General features: G+C 72.9%; 18 protein-coding genes. All 18 read left to right on the top strand.

Features of this window, described 5'->3' with window-relative positions; all coding sequences use genetic code 11:
* The first annotated feature begins 122 nt into the window (after positions 1–122).
* Positions 123–1100: a tetratricopeptide repeat protein gene (locus tag ASD10_RS14785; RefSeq protein ID WP_056609714.1), complete on the top strand. Its 978-nt coding sequence runs from the start codon at positions 123–125 to the stop codon at positions 1098–1100.
* Positions 1101–1173: 73 nt separating this feature from the next.
* Positions 1174–1521, top strand: a complete 348-nt coding sequence (locus ASD10_RS14780; RefSeq protein ID WP_056609712.1) for a single-stranded DNA-binding protein — start codon at positions 1174–1176, stop codon at positions 1519–1521.
* The gene (locus ASD10_RS14775; protein WP_056610612.1) at positions 1518–2522 is read left to right on the top strand and encodes an HAD-IIA family hydrolase; all 1005 of its coding nucleotides are present in this window, start codon (positions 1518–1520) and stop codon (positions 2520–2522) included. Before ASD10_RS14780 ends, ASD10_RS14775 begins: the two co-directional genes overlap by 4 nt.
* Positions 2519–2752 (top strand): hypothetical protein, encoded by a 234-nt coding sequence (locus ASD10_RS14770; protein WP_056609711.1) that lies wholly within the window; start codon positions 2519–2521, stop codon positions 2750–2752. The genes ASD10_RS14775 and ASD10_RS14770 overlap by 4 nt, the downstream gene beginning before the upstream one ends.
* Entirely contained in the window at positions 2749–3603 is an 855-nt protein-coding gene (locus ASD10_RS14765; RefSeq protein ID WP_056609709.1) for a TlyA family RNA methyltransferase, read from the top strand. Before ASD10_RS14770 ends, ASD10_RS14765 begins: the two co-directional genes overlap by 4 nt.
* A complete protein-coding gene (locus tag ASD10_RS14760) occupies positions 3600–4517 on the top strand; it encodes an NAD kinase (RefSeq protein ID WP_056609707.1) in 918 nt (305 codons plus the stop codon). The genes ASD10_RS14765 and ASD10_RS14760 overlap by 4 nt, the downstream gene beginning before the upstream one ends.
* The gene (gene recN / locus ASD10_RS14755; protein ID WP_235501898.1) at positions 4514–6223 is read left to right on the top strand and encodes a DNA repair protein RecN; all 1710 of its coding nucleotides are present in this window, start codon (positions 4514–4516) and stop codon (positions 6221–6223) included. The genes ASD10_RS14760 and recN overlap by 4 nt, the downstream gene beginning before the upstream one ends.
* A gap of 83 nt (positions 6224–6306) precedes the next feature.
* Positions 6307–7482 carry a putative cytokinetic ring protein SteA gene (gene steA, locus ASD10_RS14750; protein ID WP_056609705.1) on the top strand — a complete coding sequence of 392 codons (1176 nt, stop codon included), beginning with the start codon at positions 6307–6309 and terminating at the stop codon, positions 7480–7482.
* The gene (locus tag ASD10_RS14745) at positions 7479–8354 is read left to right on the top strand and encodes a copper transporter (RefSeq protein WP_056609703.1); all 876 of its coding nucleotides are present in this window, start codon (positions 7479–7481) and stop codon (positions 8352–8354) included. Before steA ends, ASD10_RS14745 begins: the two co-directional genes overlap by 4 nt.
* Positions 8355–8481: 127 nt before the next feature.
* Positions 8482–10170: a CTP synthase gene (locus ASD10_RS14740; protein WP_056609701.1), complete on the top strand. Its 1689-nt coding sequence runs from the start codon at positions 8482–8484 to the stop codon at positions 10168–10170.
* The gene (locus tag ASD10_RS14735; protein WP_056609699.1) at positions 10167–10775 is read left to right on the top strand and encodes an NUDIX domain-containing protein; all 609 of its coding nucleotides are present in this window, start codon (positions 10167–10169) and stop codon (positions 10773–10775) included. Before ASD10_RS14740 ends, ASD10_RS14735 begins: the two co-directional genes overlap by 4 nt.
* Entirely contained in the window at positions 10772–11701 is a 930-nt protein-coding gene (xerD, locus tag ASD10_RS14730) for a site-specific tyrosine recombinase XerD (protein ID WP_056609697.1), read from the top strand. The genes ASD10_RS14735 and xerD overlap by 4 nt, the downstream gene beginning before the upstream one ends.
* A 129-nt stretch (positions 11702–11830) precedes the next feature.
* Complete coding sequence (locus ASD10_RS14725; RefSeq protein WP_235501897.1) at positions 11831–12679, top strand: ParA family protein; 849 nt, start codon at positions 11831–11833, stop codon at positions 12677–12679.
* Entirely contained in the window at positions 12676–13035 is a 360-nt protein-coding gene (locus ASD10_RS14720; protein ID WP_235501895.1) for a hypothetical protein, read from the top strand. The genes ASD10_RS14725 and ASD10_RS14720 overlap by 4 nt, the downstream gene beginning before the upstream one ends.
* A complete protein-coding gene (locus tag ASD10_RS14715) occupies positions 13032–13922 on the top strand; it encodes a ScpA family protein (RefSeq protein ID WP_056609691.1) in 891 nt (296 codons plus the stop codon). The genes ASD10_RS14720 and ASD10_RS14715 overlap by 4 nt, the downstream gene beginning before the upstream one ends.
* Complete coding sequence (gene scpB, locus ASD10_RS14710) at positions 13915–14628, top strand: SMC-Scp complex subunit ScpB (protein WP_200938279.1); 714 nt, start codon at positions 13915–13917, stop codon at positions 14626–14628. Before ASD10_RS14715 ends, scpB begins: the two co-directional genes overlap by 8 nt.
* Positions 14621–15349, top strand: a complete 729-nt coding sequence (locus ASD10_RS14705; protein WP_056609689.1) for a pseudouridine synthase — start codon at positions 14621–14623, stop codon at positions 15347–15349. Before scpB ends, ASD10_RS14705 begins: the two co-directional genes overlap by 8 nt.
* Positions 15346–16437 carry a prephenate dehydrogenase gene (locus ASD10_RS14700; RefSeq protein ID WP_056609687.1) on the top strand — a complete coding sequence of 364 codons (1092 nt, stop codon included), beginning with the start codon at positions 15346–15348 and terminating at the stop codon, positions 16435–16437. The genes ASD10_RS14705 and ASD10_RS14700 overlap by 4 nt, the downstream gene beginning before the upstream one ends.
* The last annotated feature ends 6 nt before the right edge of the window (positions 16438–16443 follow it).

Here is a 16443-nt window from a genome sequence, read left to right as displayed (position 1 = left end):
ACGTCGCCGGACAATCATTAGCGCGAGGCCGCCCCCCAGGGGCGGCCTCGCTGCATTTCCCCACCAGATGGGGGCCACCTACGATGGTGGCACTTCAAGAGTTTCGATGGAAGGAACGACTCATGGCAGAGTCGAGAGGTCCCCGCCGCGAGGGCGGACAGGGTTCGTCCAAGGGCGGCGCAGGCCGCGGTGCCGCGGGAGCGGGTCGTGGCGGCAAGCCCGCCGGCCAAGGAGGCCGCGATCGACGAGGCAGCGGTGACGCTCCGCGGGGCGGCTCCAAGCCGTCGGACCGTCGGGACGGCAAGCCGGCTCCGGCCCGTCGCGATGGCAAGCCCCAGACGCCGCGTCGCGATGGCAAGCCGTACGAGGCCCGCCGCGACCGCCGACAGGAGGAGGGCGACCGCACGGCCGCCCAGAAGATCTACGACGGTCCGCCGATCCCCGACGACGTCAGTGCCAACGACCTCGACAAGCACGCTCGGCAGGCCCTGCAGAGCCTGCCCGAGAAGCTCGCCGACAAGGTGGCCCGTCACCTCGTGATGGCCGGCATGCTGATCTCGGAGGATCCCGAGACGGCACACAAGCACGCGCTGGCGGCGCGCGCCCGGGCCACCCGCACCGGTCTGGTGCGCGAGGCGTGTGGCGAGACGGCCTATGCCTGTGGCAAGTGGGCCGAGGCGCTGTCGGAGTTCCGTGCCGCGCGGCGCATGACGGGCGGGTACATCTACGCCCCCATGATGGCCGACTGCGAGCGCGCCCTGAAGCGTCCCGACAAGGCGATCGCGTACGACACCACCGAGATCCGGTCGCAGCTGGACGACGCGGGCCAGATCGAGCTGTCGATCGTCGTGGCCGGTGCCCGTCGCGACCAGGGTCAGCACGACGCCGCGATCCGTCTGCTCGAGACCGAGCCCCTGCACACCAAGGGTCGCGGCGAGTGGGTGCCGCGCCTGCGGTACGCCTACGCCGACTCCCTGCTGGCCGCGGGCCGTCGCGACGAGGCGATCGAGTGGTTCCACCGCACGGTGGCGGTCGACGGCAACAAGACGACCGATGCCGAGGAGCGGCTGGCCGACCTCGACCAGCGTCCACAGGCCTGACCGGCACGGCCTCTCGTCCACAGAGGCACGATGACGACGCCCCTCACCGTCCGGTGGGGGGCATCGTCATGTCATGACCGATGACAACAACCGCGTACACCTGGTCGGCCGGATCTCCGCCGACCCCGAGACACGACAGCTGCCGAGCGGCGACGAGCTCGTGACGTTCCGCCTCGTCGTGAGGCGCGGGCCCGCCGCCCGCAAGCGCTCCAAGCAGGTCGTCGACACGATCGAGTGCACCGTCTGGAGGGCGGCGCTGCGCCGGTCGGTGTCGCGCCTGTCCGCCGGCATCGAGGTCGAGGTCGACGGTCAGCTGCGCCGACGGTTCACCAGCGGGGGAGGCGGGGTCGCGAGCTGGGTCAGCGTCGAGGTCGACGCGTGCCGGCGCGCGACGACCACGGCGGTAGCCTCGGGTCCATGACCTTGGGCTCGACGACACGATCGCTCAGCACGTCCTACGACCTGGCGATGCTCGACCTCGACGGCGTCGTCTACCGGGGAGCCGACGCGATCGCGGGGGCGGCGGATGCGCTCGTCGCGGCGCGCGGCGAGGGTCTGCGGCTGGCGTACATCACCAACAACGCCTCCCGCACGGCCGACACCGTCGCGCAGAAGCTGCGGGACATGCGCATGCCCGACGTGAGCGACGACGACGTCGTGACGTCAGCACAGGCCGTCGCGCACCTGATGGCCGATGCCCTGCCGGCCGGTGCGGCCGTGCTGGTCGTCGGTGGCGAGGGACTCACGGTCCCGCTCGAGCAGCGTGGGCTGCGGTGCGTCACGTCGCTCGACGACGACCCCGTCGCGGTCGTGCAGGGCTTCCACGCCGACATCGGCTGGCACGAGCTGGCCGAGGCGGCGTACGCGATCCAGTCGGGCCTGCCCTGGTACGCCAGCAACACCGACATGACCGTCCCGACCGCCCGCGGCATCGCCCCGGGCAACGGCTCGCTGGTCCAGGCCGTGCGCACCGCGACCGGGGCCGAGCCGATCGTCGCGGGCAAGCCCGAGCGCGCCCTGTTCGACGAGACGATCGCCCGCGTGGGCGGCACCCACCCCCTGATGGTCGGCGACCGGCTCGACACCGACATCGACGGTGCGATCGCCGCGGGCATCGACAGCCTCGCGGTGCTGACGGGCGTGAGCTCGTTGCAGGAGATCGCCGACGCCGACCCCGGTCACCGGCCGACCTTCGTCTCGCACGACCTGAGGGGACTCGCCGAGCAGCACCCCGAGGTCGTGGTGGAGGGGGGACGCGCCCGGTGCGGCGACGCGTCGGTCGAGGTCCGCGACGGTGTCGTCGAGGTTCAGGAGGGCCAGGCGTCGTCGACGACGCTGCTGCGTGCCGCCGTCGGTCTGGCGTGGCACGTGCACGATCGCTCCGCCGCCCGCGTGCGCCTGGGTGGGACACTGGTCGCATGAGCCAGCCGCACGATGATCTCGACGTGCCCGACCGCGACGTCACGGGGCACGACCTGCCCGCGACGCCGACGACGGGTCACGCCGCGATCGACGAGGCGCTCGAGCGCCTGAGCCGCATCGACGACCTCGACCTCTCGCTGCACCCCGAGGAGTTCGACGCCGTCCACGGCGTGCTGCGCGAGTCGCTCGCCAACGCCGGGCGCGACGGGGTCGCGCCCGAGTCCGCATGAGCAGACGCCTGCGCCTCGACGCCGAGCTGGTGCGCCGTGGTCTGGCCCGGTCGCGCGAGCACGCGAGCTCGCTGATCGACGAGGGCCTGGTCAAGGTCGCCGGATCCGTCGCGACCAAGGCCGCGACGGGCGTGACGACCGACCAGGCGATCGTGGTGCGCGAGAGCAACGAGCCGACCTACGCCTCGCGCGGCGCGCACAAGCTGCTCGGTGCCCTGTCGGTGTTCGAGCCGATGGGGCTGGAGGTCGCCGGACGCCGTTGCCTGGACGCCGGCGCGTCGACCGGCGGGTTCACCGACGTGCTGCTGCGCAAGGGCGCGCGTGAGGTGGCTGCCGTCGACGTCGGCTACGGCCAGCTCGTGTGGGCCCTGCAGTCGGACGAGCGGGTGCACGTCTTCGACCGCACCAACATCCGCCACCTCGAGGCCTCCGACATCGGCGGCCCCGTGCAGCTGATCGTCTCCGATCTGTCGTTCATCTCCCTTACGGTGGTGATGCCGGCACTCACGCGGGTGTGCGAGCCGAGTCCGGAGGGCGACATCGTGCTGATGATCAAGCCGCAGTTCGAGGTCGGCAGGAGCAACCTCGGCAAGAACGGTGTCGTCCGCGATCCCGAGCTGCACGCCGAGGCCGTGCACCGGGTGTGCCGGTCGGCGCACGACCTGGGCTGGGGCACCCGTGCGCTCGCGCCGAGCCCGCTGCCCGGTCCGGCCGGCAACGTCGAGTACTTCTGCTGGTTGCGCTCCGACGCCGAGGCCCCGAGCCTGCAGGCGGCACACGACGTCGTGGCCGCCGGTCCGTTGACCACGGCCGCTGCCACGGTGCCCACCGGCGACGGGGACGACCGATGAGGACCGTGCTGCTCGCCGTCCACGAGGGACGCGACGAGGCCGTCAAGGTCGCGGCGGCCTTCGCCGCCGACCTGCGCGCCGAGGGCATCGGCGTCTGCGTGCTCGAGCCCGAGGCCGAGGCGCTGCTGGCCGCCGGGGTCGAGGGCGCCGACGTCGTCGCGTCGCGCCCCGGCGCCGCCGACGGGTGCGAGCTCGCGGTCGTGTTCGGCGGCGACGGGACGATCCTGCGCGCGGCCGAGCTCTGCCGCGGCACCGGCACCCCGCTGCTCGGGGTCAACCTGGGGCACGTGGGCTTCCTGGCCGAGGCCGACGTCGACGACATGCAGGACGTCGTCCGGGTCGTGGTCGACCGCACCTACACGGTCGAGGACCGGCTCACGGTCGACGTCTCGGTCACGGTCGGCGGCGAGGTCGTGGCCACCAACTGGGCCCTCAACGAGGCCTCGGTCGAGAAGGCGGCCCGCGAGCGGATGCTCGAGGTCGTCGTCGAGATCGACGACCGCCCCGTGTCGCGATGGGGCTGCGACGGGATCGTGTGCGCGACCCCCACCGGATCGACGGCCTACAACTTCAGCGCCGGCGGACCGATCGTGTGGCCCGAGGTGCAGGCGCTCCTGATGGTGCCGATCAGTGCCCACGCGCTGTTCGCCCGCCCCTTGGTCGTCTCGCCCGACTCGACGCTCGCGATCGAGGTCGTGGGCGAGCAGTCGCGCGGCGTGCTGTGGTGCGACGGACGCCGGGCCGCCGAGCTGCCCGTGGGCTCGCGGGTCGAGGTGGTCAAGGGGCGCGAGACCGTCCGCCTGGCGCGCCTGCACCCCGCCTCGTTCGCCGACCGGCTCGTCCGCAAGTTCGACCTGCCGGTCGCCGGCTGGCGCGGCGTCGCCGAACGACGCTGGGAGGGACAGGCGCCGTGACGTCCGAGCGCACGATCTGGCAGCAGCTGACCCTGCGGGGCCTGGGTGTCATCGACTCCGCGGAGCTCGAGCTGTCGGAGGGGTTCACCGTCATCACGGGCGAGACCGGAGCCGGCAAGACGATGGTCGTCACGGCACTGGGCCTCCTGCGGGGCGACCGCGCCGACCCCGGGCTCGTCCGGCGCGGCGCCGACCAGGCCCGCGTCGAGGCCACGATCGGCATTCGGGCGGGCGCGGCCGCGGCCGACGCGGTCGAGAACGCGGGGGGTCGCATCGACGACGACGTCGTGATCCTGGGGCGCATCCTCTCGGCGCAGGGCCGATCGCGTGCCGTCGCGGGCGGCGCCACCGTGCCGGCCGCCCTGCTGTCCGAGGTCACCGACGAGCTCGTCGCGGTGCACGGCCAGTCCGACCAGCACCGGCTGCTGCGGGCCGCCGAGCAGCGCGCCGCCCTCGACCGGTTCGCCGGCGAGCCGTTCGCGGCCGCGGCGGCGGCCTATGCCCCCGTCCATGCGCGGTGGCGCGCCGTCGAGCGCCGGCTCGACGAGCTGCGCACGCACGCCCAGGAGCGGGCCCGTGAGCTCGACGTGCTGCGGTTCGGCCTCGACGAGGTCGAGACGGTCGACCCGCAGGCCGGCGAGGACGAGGAGCTCAAGGCCGAGGAGGGCGTGCTGGCCCACGCCGAGTCGCTGGCGCGCGCCGCCGACCTCGCGCACGGGCTGCTGGTCGGCGACGCCGGACCGACCGCGGCACGCACGCAGATCGCCGAGGCGTCCGCGCACCTGCAGGACGCCGCCGGGCACGACCCCGTGCTCGACGCGCTGACCGAGCGGGTGCTCGAGGTCGGCATCCTGATCGACGAGGTCGGGGCCGACCTCGGCGCGTACTCCGGCGGGGTCGACCTCGACCCCGAGCGGCTCGCGGCCCTGCAGGACCGCCGGGCGGCGCTCGCGGCCCTGCAGCGCAAGTACGGCCCGACGCTCGACGACGTCCTGGCGTGGGCCGAGGCGAGCGCCGCCCGTCTGGGCGAGCTCGGCAACGACGACGAGGCCGTCGCCTCGCTGGTCGCCGAGCAGCAGACCCTCGTGCCCGAGGTCCGCCGGCTGGCTGCCGAGATGTCGCGGCTGCGCACCGAGGCGGCCGTGCGGCTCGGCGAGCTGGTCGACGTCGAGCTCGCCCAGCTGTCGATGCCCTCGGCCCACCTCGAGGCGTCCGTCACGACGTCCGACGACGCGACACCCGGCCCGCACGGCGTCGACGACGTCGAGCTGCTGTTCTCCGCCAACAGCGGCATGGGCCTGCGACCGCTCCACAAGGGGGCGAGCGGGGGCGAGCTGTCGCGGCTCATGCTGGCGCTCGAGGTCGTCCTGGCCGACCGCACGACCGTCCCGACCCTGGTCTTCGACGAGGTCGACGCCGGCATCGGCGGCAAGGCCGCCGTCGAGGTGGGTCGCCGGCTGGCCCGGCTCGCGCGGCATGCGCAGGTCATCGCGGTGACCCACCTGCCGCAGGTGGCGGCCTTCGCCGACCACCACTTCGTGGTGTCCAAGGACGACGACGGCACCGTCACGAGCAGCTCGGTCTCCGAGGTCGCCGAGTCGGGCCGCGTCGACGAGCTCGCCCGCATGCTGGCCGGCCAGGAGGAGTCGGCGGCGGCCCAGGCCCACGCCCGCGAGCTGCTCGACCTCGCCCGGCAGGGCTCCTGAGCCGTTCCTGAATCCTGCGGTTTCCCGCGACACGCCGCTCCCGCTCCCCGCTCAGCCGTGCCCAGCGGGAAGCATGGACCCCGATGGCCATTAGGAGACGCAAGACAGCACCGCCCCCGGACGCGGAAGGGGTCGTCGGAACGGTCCGGCTCGCCCGGCGCGACGCCGACCTCGACGCGCTGACCCCGGGTGAGGTCGCGCTCGTCGAGCAGCCCGACCTCGACGCCCGGCAGGCGCAGACGATGATCGACCAGCGGGTCGCGGTCGTGCTCAACGCCGCCCGGTCGACGTCGGGCCGCGCGCCGAACACGGGCCCGCAGCTGCTCGCGAAGGCCGGCATCGTGCTGATCGACGTCACGAGCGAGGACGTGTGGACCCGGCTCAAGAGCGGTGACCAGGTCCGGGTCGCGGGCGGGCTCGTGTTCCGCGACGAGATGGTGGTGGCCAGCGGCGTCGAGCTCGACGAGGAGCGCACCGCCAGCGACCTGAAGGCCGCCCGCGACGGCCTGGCCACGCGGCTCGACTCGCTCGCCGCCAACGCCACCGACCACATCCACCGCGAGCACGCGATGCTGATGTCGGGCGCCCAGGTGCCCCGGCTGCGGACACCCCTGAAGGGCCGTCCGGTCGTCGTGGTGTCGAACGCCTACGACGACGCCGCCGACCTCAAGCACCTGCGCCGCTGGATCCGCGACCACGACCCCGTCCTGATCGGTGCGGGCCCCGGCGCCGACGTGCTGCTGCGGGCCGGCCTGACGCCCGGGATCGTCGTCGGCGCGCTCGACAACATCTCCGACGCCGCGATCAAGAAGGCCGGCGAGGTCGTCGTCACGACGCCGTCCGGCATGGTCGACGGGCCCGAGCGCCTCGAGCGCCACGGCATGGAGATCGTGACGTTCGTGTCGACGGGCTCCGACGACGACCTGGCGATCCTGCTGGCCGACACCAACGACGCGGCCGTCATCGTGCACGTCGGCGCACCCAGCTCCCTGGCCAAGCTCATGGAGCAGCCGCCCGCCGAGTCGGCCCGCATGTTCGTGGCACGCCTGCGCGCCGGGGCCAAGATCGTCGACGCCAAGGCCGTCCACCACTTCTCGTCACGTCGGCACGCCGTGTGGCCCGTCCTGCTGCTGCTGATCGCGGGCGTCGCCGCCGTCGCGGTCGCGGTCGGCATCACCCCCGTGGGTCAGGACTGGTTCGACACCATCGGTGACCGGTCGACCGACCTCGCCGCCTGGATCAAAGGACTCTTCACGTGATCACGTTCCGCTACCACCTCGTCTCCGTCGCCGCGATCCTCATCGCCCTGGCCGCCGGCATCGCCCTCGGGTCGGGACCGCTCGACGAGGCGGGCGACTCGCTGCGCGGCACCGGCACGTCGACCGCGACCGATCCCGCCGTCGCCTCGTTCGAGGCAGGCTTCGCGGGCCGCACCGCGGACGGCCTGCTGGAGGACCGCCTCAATGGCCAGTCGGTCGTCGTCATGACGGTCCCCGGTGCGAGCCAGGGCGAGGTCGGCGGCATCGTCAGCGACCTGCAGCTCGCGGGTGCCGAGGTGACGGGCCAGGTCGAGCTGTCGAGCAAGGTGCTCGACGCCGCCGACCGCCAGTTCGCCGAGGGCGTGGCCCAGCAGTCGGCCGCGGGCGACCCCGGTGTCAGCGGCGCCAGCGACAGCTACGGACGCATCGGGGCGGCGCTCGCGCGGGCGTACCTCGCTGACGAGACCACCGCGACCGACCAGACGGCCACCGCGATCCGCTCGGCGTTCACCGAGGGCGACCTGATCAGCGCGGACGACCAGCCGGCCAACCTCGCGACGCTGGCCGTCGTCGTCGCGGGCCCGGAGCGGGCCGGCACGGCCGATCGCAGCACGGTCGTCGCGGCACTGGCCGGTGCCATGAACGAGACGGGCAAGGGTGTCGTCGTGGCCGGTCCCGCGTCGTCCAGCACCGACGGGGGAGCGGTCAAGGCGGTGCGCGACGGTGCGTTCGCGGCGTCCGTGTCGACCGTCGACGTCACGGACTCGGCGGCCGGTCGCATCGTGACGGTCATGGCCGTGGCCTCGCAGGCCGGCGGACAGCCCGGCGCGTGGGGCACCTCGCGCAGCAGTGGCGGCGCGCTGCCGCAGTGATCGCGGCCCGTCGAGGGTGTCGTTGGCCCCGACGGGTGTTTCGTTGGTAGGCTGGAATCCCGTGGAGGCCTGATGCGGACAGCCGCATCACGAGCGCTCGACATCGAACTCGACCACGGGAGTCACCTTGTCAGGTAGCGCGGTTACCAAGCACGTCTTCGTCACCGGAGGGGTCGCGTCGTCGCTCGGCAAGGGCCTGACGGCCTCGAGCCTCGGACGACTGCTGAAGTCACGCGGCCTGCGCGTCACGATGCAGAAGCTCGACCCGTACCTGAACGTCGATCCCGGCACGATGAACCCGTTCCAGCACGGCGAGGTGTTCGTGACCGAGGACGGCGCCGAGACCGACCTCGACGTCGGCCACTACGAGCGCTTCCTCGACGTCGACCTGTCGGGCAAGGCCAACGTCACGACGGGCCAGGTCTACTCCGAGGTCATCGCCAAGGAGCGCCGCGGCGACTACCTCGGCGACACCGTGCAGGTCATCCCGCACATCACCAACGAGATCAAGTCGCGCATCCGCGCGATGTCCGGGCCCGACGTCGACGTCGTCATCACCGAGATCGGCGGCACGGTCGGCGACATCGAGTCGCTGCCGTTCCTCGAGGCGGCCCGCCAGGTGCGCCACGACGTGGGTCGCGGCAACGTGTTCTTCCTGCACGTCTCGCTCGTGCCCTACATCGGCCCGTCGCAGGAGCTCAAGACCAAGCCGACGCAGCACTCCGTCGCGGCCCTGCGCTCGATCGGCATCCAGCCCGACGCGATCGTGTGCCGCGCCGACCGCGAGATCCCCGAGAGCATGAAGCGCAAGATCTCGCTGATGTGCGACGTCGACGAGGAGGCCGTCGTCACCGCGAGCGATGCGCCGTCGATCTACGACATCCCGAAGGTGCTGCACCGCCAGGGTCTCGACGCGTACGTCGTGCGTCGCCTCGACCTGCCGTTCCGCGACGTCGACTGGACGCAGTGGGACGAGCTCCTGCGACGCGTCCACCAGCCCGCCGAGGAGGTGACGATCGCGCTGGTCGGCAAGTACATCGACCTGCCCGACGCGTACCTGTCGGTCGGCGAGGCGCTGCGCGCCGGAGGCTTCGCGCACGACGCCCGCATCCGCCTGCGCTGGGTCGGCTCCGACGACTGCGAGACCGAGTCGGGCGCGGCCCAGCACCTGGGCGACGTCGACGGCATCTGCGTGCCGGGCGGCTTCGGCATCCGCGGCATCGAGGGCAAGCTCGGCGCCCTGACGTACGCCCGCGAGCGCGGCATCCCGGTCCTGGGACTGTGCCTCGGCCTGCAGTGCATGGTGATCGAGTACGCCCGCAACGTCGCCGGCATCGCGGGGGCCAGCTCCTCGGAGTTCGACGCCGCGACCCGGCACCCCGTCGTCGCCACGATGGCCGAGCAGCTCGCGATCGTCGACGGCGAGGGCGACCTCGGCGGCACGATGCGTCTCGGCTCGTACCCCGCCTCGCTCGACGCGGGCAGCGTCGTCGCCGAGGCGTACGGCTCGACGTCGGTCGACGAGCGCCACCGTCACCGCTACGAGGTCAACAACGCGTACCGCGGGCAGCTCGCCGAGGCGGGCCTGGTCTTCAGCGGCACGTCGCCCGACGGCACCCTCGTGGAGTTCGTCGAGCTGCCGCGCGAGGTGCACCCCTACTACGTCGCGACCCAGGCCCACCCCGAGCTCAAGTCGCGCCCGACCAAGGCCCACCCGCTGTTCGCCGGGCTGATCGGCGCGGCGCTCGACCGCCAGCGCGAGACGCGCCTGCCGGTCGAGCAGGCCGTCGGGCACGTCGAGCAGGTCGACGCGTGACGGAGCACCCCGGTCTTCCGGGGCTCCTGGCCGCGACGGCGATCGGCGACACCGACGAGTCGTGGCCCGTCGCCTCCAGCGTCGCGCTGTTCGAGAGCCCCTACGTGAGCCTGACGCTCGACACGATCGTCGACCCGTCCGGTGACGAGCACGCGCGGGCCGTCGTCCGTCCGAACGGAGCGGTCGCGGTCGTCGCGATCGACGACGCCGACCGGCTGCTGCTCGTCGAGCAGTACCGGCACCCCACCGGACGTCGGCTGCTCGAGCTCCCGGCCGGGACGCTCGACGTCGATGGAGAGGCCCCGCAGGACGCCGCCGCCCGCGAGCTGGCCGAGGAGGCCGACGTCGTCGCGGCCACGTGGGCACCGCTGCTGCACCTGCAGATGACGCCGGGCTACTCGACCGAGCGCATCCAGGTGTACGTCGCGAGCGACCTGACCCCCGTCGCCGACGCCGACCGCACCGAGCGCGAGGCCGAGGAGGCCCACATGGCCCAGTGGTGGCTGCCGTTCGACGACGCCGTCGCGGGGGTGCTCGAGGGCCGCATCACCGACGCCAAGACCGTGGCGTCGATCCTGGCGGTGCGGGCGCAGCGCGACCGATGAGCGAGGACGTCGGACGCGGCGTCCACGACTACCTGAGCCACCTGACGGTCGAGCGCGGGCTGGCCGACAACACCCTGCGGTCGTACCGGCGCGACCTGCGCCGCTACGCCGGCTTCCTCGCCGCGCAGGGCATCGCCGATCCGTCCGACGTCACCGAGAACCACGTCGCGGCGTTCCTGGGCGAGCTGCGGACCGGCGACGACGAGCACGTCGCGCTCGGCACGGCGAGCGCGGCGCGCACGATCGTGGCGGTGCGGGGGCTGCACCGCTTCTGGTTGCGCGAGCAGCTCGTCGCGACCGACGTCACGGCGGCGATCAAGCCGCCCCGACCGGCGTCGCGGCTGCCCAAGGCGCTGCCGCTGTCGGACGTCGAGGCCATCCTCGACGCGGCCGGGGCGCCCGGCACGACGCTGTCGTCGCGCGACCGGGCCCTGCTCGAGGTGCTGTACGGCACGGGGGCCCGCATCTCCGAGGCCGTCGGGCTCGACGTCGACGACCTCGACCTGGAGGACGCGACGATCCTGCTGCGCGGCAAGGGCGGCAAGCAGCGCATCGTGCCGCTGGGCTCGTACGCCCGAGCCTCGCTGAGCGACTACCTGACGGCCTCGCGGCCCGCGCTGGTGTCGGCGCGCGCCGGCACGCCCGCGGTGTTCCTCAACGCCCGTGGCGGACGCCTGTCGCGCCAGAGCGCCTGGACCGTCCTGACCAAGGCGGCCGAGCGGGCGGGCGTCACGACCGACGTCTCGCCGCACACCCTGCGCCACTCGTTCGCGACGCACCTGCTCGACGGCGGCGCCGACGTCCGCGTCGTGCAGGAGCTGCTGGGGCACGCCTCGGTCACGACGACGCAGATCTACACCCTCGTGACGGTCGAGAAGCTGCGCGAGATCTACGCCACGGCGCATCCCCGGGCCGCCCGCGACTGACACCGCAGGGGCAGGTGCCGGGAACGGGCCGTCATCGGCCGACGGATGGTCGCCATGTCGACTTCTGGCGGTAGAGTGTCGGTCGTCCGCCGGGTCGATCTGCAGGGGTTAGCACATGAGCAAGACAGCATGACCGCGGAACTGGGCCCCACCGGGCGACCCATGCCCGTGTTCGCCGAGCCGAAGCCTCGCGACCCGTCCAAGCCCGCGACGATCATCGCCCTGTGCAACCAGAAGGGCGGCGTCGGCAAGACCACGACGACGATCAACCTGGGCGCCGCGCTGGTCGAGCTCGGCCGCAAGGTCCTGCTCGTCGACTTCGACCCCCAGGGCTCGATGACGGTCGGGCTCGGCGTCAACGCGCACGAGCTCGAGCAGAGCATCTACCACGTGCTGATGGACCGCGAGATCGCGATCAAGGACCTCATCCTGCCGACGGCCGTCGAGGGGCTCGACCTCGTGCCCTCCAACATCGACCTGTCGGCCGCCGAGATGCGGCTGGTCACCGAGGTCGGACGCGAGCAGGTGCTCGCGCGGGTGCTCAAGCCCGTGCGCTCGGACTACGACGTCATCCTGATCGACTGCCAGCCGTCGCTGGGCCTGCTGACGGTCAACGCGCTGACCGCCGCGAACGGCGTGCTGGTGCCCCTGGAGTGCGAGTACTTCGCCCTGCGCGGTGTCGCGCTGCTGAAGGACACGATCGAGAAGGTGCGCGACCGCACCAACGACGAGCTCGAGATCATCGGCCTGCTCGGCACGATGTACGACAGCCGCACCCTGCACGGCAAGGAGGTGCTGCAGACCCTCGTCGAGGGCTGGGGCGACCTCGTGTTCCACACCGTCATCCGGCGCACCGTCAAGTTCTCCGACTCGACGGTCGCCGGCGAGCCCATCACCGAGTACGCCACGACGTCACCGGGCGCCACGTCGTACCGCCAGCTCGCGCGGGAGGTCCTCGTTCGATGCCCCGACGCGTGACGACCCCGTCGGGCGGCGGCGGCAAGCGACCGTCGATGCCCGGTGCCGACGAGCTGTTCCGGGCGACGGCCCCGGCCCGGTCGGCGCGCGCGGACGACGTCGAGCCGGAGCCGCAGGCCGAGCCGGAGGCGCCCGTCGCGGCGAGCGGACGGGTCAAGCACGACGAGAAGATGACGGTCTACGTGACGGCGGCCGAGCTGATGGCCGTCGAGCAGGCGCGGCTGGGCCTGCGCGCCGAGCTGGGCCGCAGCGTCGACCGCGGACGGTTCGTCCGGGCCGCCCTCGCGGTGGCACTGGCCGACCTGGAGTCCCGCGGCACCCAGAGCGACGTCGCACGGCGATTGAGCGAGTCGTGAGCGTCGCGGACGTCGACGAGTCCGCGCCGACCGGGTTCCAGGTCAACCTCACGAACTTCGAGGGTCCCTTCGACCTGCTGCTGCAGCTGATCTCGAAGCACGAGCTCGACATCACCGAGGTCGCGCTGTCGGCCGTCACGGGCGAGTTCATCGCCTACATCAAGGCGCTGGGCGACGACCTCGAGCAGACCACCAACTTCCTGCTCGTCGCGGCGACGCTGCTCGACCTCAAGACCGCGCGGCTGCTGCCGCAGGCCGAGGTCGAGGACGAGGAGGACCTCGCCCTGCTCGAGGCGCGCGACCTGCTGTTCGCCCGCCTGATGCAGTACCGCGCGTTCAAGCAGGTCGCCGGCATCATGGCCGAGCGGCTGGCCCGCGAGGCGCGCCGCTTCCCACGGGTCGTCACGCTCGAGCCGCGGTTCGCCGACCTGCTGCCGGAGGTGCTGATCTCGGTCGGCCCCGACGAGCTCGCCCTGCTGGCCGCCACGGCGTTCGAGGACAAGCCTGTCCCGATCCTGTCGCTGGCCCACCTGCACGCGCCGCAGGTGAGCGTCCGCGAGCAGGCGCACCTGGTGGTCGACCAGCTGCGCCGCAAGGGCGGCATGACGTTCCGGGCGCTGACCGCCGACGCCCCCGACCTGGCCACCAAGGTCGCCCGGTTCCTGGCCGTCCTCGAGCTGTTCCGCGAGGGCGCGATCTCGTTCGAGCAGGCCACCCCGCTGGGCGACCTGCACATCCGCTGGACCGGCACCGACGACGGCGACATCGACGTGGGCGGGGAGTTCGACGCGCCGTCGGTCGCCGACGACGAGCCCGTCCTGATCGACGCGAGCCTGGTCGAACCCGACGCCGACACGACCACCGACCCCGAGAGCACCGATGACTGAGCAGCGCTTCCCGTCCGGCCCCCACGAGCTCGAGCTCGAGATGCTCGAGCTGCGGCCCGCCCTCGAGGCGGTCCTGATGGTCGCCGACCAGCCGCTCGACCACCTGACGCTGGCCCAGGCCGTGGGCCACCCGCCGACCGACGTCGCCGACGCGCTCGGTGCCCTGGCCGACGAGTACACCCGGCAGGGGCGAGGGTTCGAGCTGCGCAACGTCGCGGGCGGCTGGCGGTTCTTCACCCGCGAGGAGTTCGCGGGCGCCGTCGAGCGGTTCATCCTCGACGGTCAGCAGGCACGACTGACGCAGGCGGCGCTCGAGACGATGGCCGTCGTGGCCTACCGCCAGCCGATCAGCCGCTCGCGCATCTCGGCGATCCGCGGCGTCAACGTCGACGGCGTCGTCCGCACGCTCGTGACGCGCGGGCTGATCGAGGAGGGCGGGAACGACGCCGAGAGCGGTGCCGTGCTGTACCGCACGACGAGCTACTTCCTCGAGCGCATGGGCCTCGGGTCGATCGGCGAGCTGCCCGACATCGCGCAGCACCTGCCCGAGATGGAGGACATGGAGGACGAGGGCCTCGCCGGCGCCGGCGCCGACGACGTCCTCGGGGCCCTCGCGGCCGAGCAGGGGCTCACGCAGGAGCAGGACGCGATCGACGACGACCCGACGCCGACCGACGTGACCGACCAGGAGGACGACCGTGGCTGAGATCCGTCTGCAGAAGGCCCTGGCCCAGGCGGGCCTGGGCAGCCGCCGCCGCTGCGACGACATGATCGCGCACGGCCGCGTCGAGGTGAACGGCGAGACGATCGACGTCATGGGGGCGCGCGTCGACCCCGCCACCGACGTCATCCGCGTCGACGGCAAGCGCATCCCCGTGGCGAGCGAGCACGCGTACGTCCTGCTCAACAAGCCGCGCGGCATCGTCACGTCGATGTCCGACGAGCAGGGGCGCCCCGACCTGTCGACGTTCGTCGCGGGCCGCGAGGACCGGCTGTTCCACGTCGGGCGGCTCGACACCGACACGTCCGGGCTGCTGCTCATGACCAACGACGGCGACCTCGCGCACAAGCTGGCCCACCCGTCGTTCGAGATCACCAAGACGTACGTCGCGCTGGTCGACGGCGACGTGCCCGACGCAGTGGGCGCACGGCTCAAGGCCGGCATCGAGCTCGACGACGGCCCGGCGCGCGTCGACCGCTTCATCGTCAAGGACCGCTCGCGCGGCCGCTCGCTCGTCGAGCTCGACATCCACATGGGCAGGAACCGCATCGTCCGGCGGCTGCTCGACGCCGCGGGCCACCCGGTGCGCGAGCTGAACCGGTCGGCCTTCGGGCCCCTGCACGTCGGCGGCCTGTCGTCGGGGGCGATGCGCGACCTGACGCGCGACGAGCTCGGCGCGCTGCTCGACAGCGTGGACGACGCATGACGGCACTCTCGCCGCACGCCCTCGACGGGCCCGTGCTCGTCGTCGGCTGCGGGCTCATCGGCACCTCGGTGGGCCTGGCGCTGCGGTCGCACGACGTCGACGTCGTGCTGCACGACGCCCTGCCGGGCAACGTCGAGGTCGCGGTCTCGCGAGGTGCCGGTCGGCCGCTCGACGACGCCGTGCGGCCCTACCTCGTGGTGGTGGCGGTGCCGCCGTCGGCGTCCGGTGCCGTCGTGGCCGACGCCCTGGCGCGCTGGCGCGACGCGCTGGTCACCGACGTCACGAGCGTCAAGTCGGGCATCCAGCAGGCCGTCGAGGGCCTCGACGGCGCCGAGCGCTTCGCCGGCGGGCACCCGATGGCGGGCAGCGAGCGCTCCGGGCCCATGGCGGCGTCGGCCCAGCTGTTCGAGGGACGTCCGTGGGCCGTCACCCCCGGGCCGGCCACCCGCTCCGACGCCCTCGACGCCGTCGTCGACCTGGCGCTGCACGTCGGTGCGGTGCCGATCATCATGGAGTCCGCCGCCCACGACCGGGCCGTCGCGCTCGTCTCGCACGTCCCGCAGGTCATGTCGACCCTGACCGCGGCGCGGCTCCACGAGGCCGAGGGCAACTCGCTGGCGCTGTCGGGCGCGGGCCTGCGCGACACGACCCGCATCGCCGCGAGCGACAGCGCACTGTGGCGCGACATCCTCGGCACCAACCGTCGTGATGTCAAGGCCGTCCTCGAGCGCGTGCGCGACGACCTCGACCGCGTCATCGGGGCGCTGGACGCCGACGACGCCGCCGATGACGACGACGTCCTGGCGAGCGTGCTCGAGTCGGGCCGTCGCGGCACGGCCCTGATCCCCGGCAAGCACGGCTCGTCGGCGTCCGACGTCGACGTCGTGCACGTCCAGGTCGCCGACCGCCCCGGCGAGCTGTCGCGCCTCATGGCGCACACGGAGGAGGCGGGCGTCAACATCGAGGACCTGCGCCTCGACCACGACCTCGGACGTCCCGTCGGCCTGGCCGAGATCGCCGTCGCGGCCGGCGTCGGCGAGGCGCTGGTGCGGGCCCTGACGTCCCGCGGCTGGACCGCGTACCCGTGAACGACC

This window comes from Aeromicrobium sp. Root472D3, from assembly GCF_001426485.1.
Lineage (GTDB): Bacteria > Actinomycetota > Actinomycetes > Propionibacteriales > Nocardioidaceae > Aeromicrobium.
Note: the sequence above shows the minus strand (reverse complement) of the source record. Positions and strands in the feature narration are given on the sequence as shown.

Coding starts and splice junctions, on each gene's coding strand:
- ASD10_RS14780 (WP_056609712.1), top strand. CDS start 1,174: ATGACCGATGACAACAACCGCGTACACCTGGTCGGCCGGATCTCCGCC.
- ASD10_RS14785 (WP_056609714.1), top strand. CDS start 123: ATGGCAGAGTCGAGAGGTCCCCGCCGCGAGGGCGGACAGGGTTCGTCC.
- scpB (WP_200938279.1), top strand. CDS start 13,915: ATGACTGAGCAGCGCTTCCCGTCCGGCCCCCACGAGCTCGAGCTCGAG.
- xerD (WP_056609697.1), top strand. CDS start 10,772: ATGAGCGAGGACGTCGGACGCGGCGTCCACGACTACCTGAGCCACCTG.
- ASD10_RS14775 (WP_056610612.1), top strand. CDS start 1,518: ATGACCTTGGGCTCGACGACACGATCGCTCAGCACGTCCTACGACCTG.
- ASD10_RS14725 (WP_235501897.1), top strand. CDS start 11,831: ATGACCGCGGAACTGGGCCCCACCGGGCGACCCATGCCCGTGTTCGCC.
- ASD10_RS14770 (WP_056609711.1), top strand. CDS start 2,519: ATGAGCCAGCCGCACGATGATCTCGACGTGCCCGACCGCGACGTCACG.
- steA (WP_056609705.1), top strand. CDS start 6,307: ATGGCCATTAGGAGACGCAAGACAGCACCGCCCCCGGACGCGGAAGGG.
- ASD10_RS14765 (WP_056609709.1), top strand. CDS start 2,749: ATGAGCAGACGCCTGCGCCTCGACGCCGAGCTGGTGCGCCGTGGTCTG.
- ASD10_RS14760 (WP_056609707.1), top strand. CDS start 3,600: ATGAGGACCGTGCTGCTCGCCGTCCACGAGGGACGCGACGAGGCCGTC.
- ASD10_RS14700 (WP_056609687.1), top strand. CDS start 15,346: ATGACGGCACTCTCGCCGCACGCCCTCGACGGGCCCGTGCTCGTCGTC.